General features: G+C 69.1%; 1 pseudogene. It reads left to right on the forward strand.

The annotated features are described in order from the left end of the window. A pseudogene (locus K7854_RS37310) lies at window positions 1-555 on the forward strand (alpha-1,4-glucan--maltose-1-phosphate maltosyltransferase); the annotation flags it as partial. Window positions 556-560 lie beyond the last annotated feature (5 nt).

Below are 560 nucleotides of genomic sequence, written 5' to 3' on the forward strand. Positions count from 1 at the left end.
CCCGCCTTCGAGGTCCGCGCCGTCCTCGCCGCCACCCTCTCCCCCGCCTGGGGCATCTACAGCGGCTACGAACTCTGCGAGAACACCCCCCTGCGCGACGGCAGCGAGGAATACCTCGACAGCGAGAAGTACCAGCTCACCCCCCGCGACTGGACCCGCGCCACCCGCGAGGGCACCACCATCGCCCCCCTCATCACCCGCCTCAACACCATCCGGCGCGAGAACCCGGCGCTCCACCAGCTGCGCGATCTGCACTTCCACGCCACGGACAAGGACGAGGTGATCGCCTACTCGAAGCGGCAGGGGTCGAACACGGTTCTGGTGGTCGTCAACCTCGACCCCCGCCACACCCAGGAGGCCACGGTCTCGTTGGACATGCCGCAACTCGGCCTGGACTGGCACGAGTCGGTGCCGGTGCGCGACGAGCTGACCGGCGAGACCTACCACTGGGGCAGGGCCAACTATGTGCGCCTGGAGCCGGGCCGTACGCCCGCGCACGTCTGCACGGTTCTGCGACCGTCCCACCCGCAGATCGGAGGGTCACCCACCACATGATCGTC

It is taken from the genome of Streptomyces hyderabadensis, assembly GCF_020404845.1.
GTDB classification, from domain to species: domain Bacteria; phylum Actinomycetota; class Actinomycetes; order Streptomycetales; family Streptomycetaceae; genus Streptomyces; species Streptomyces hyderabadensis.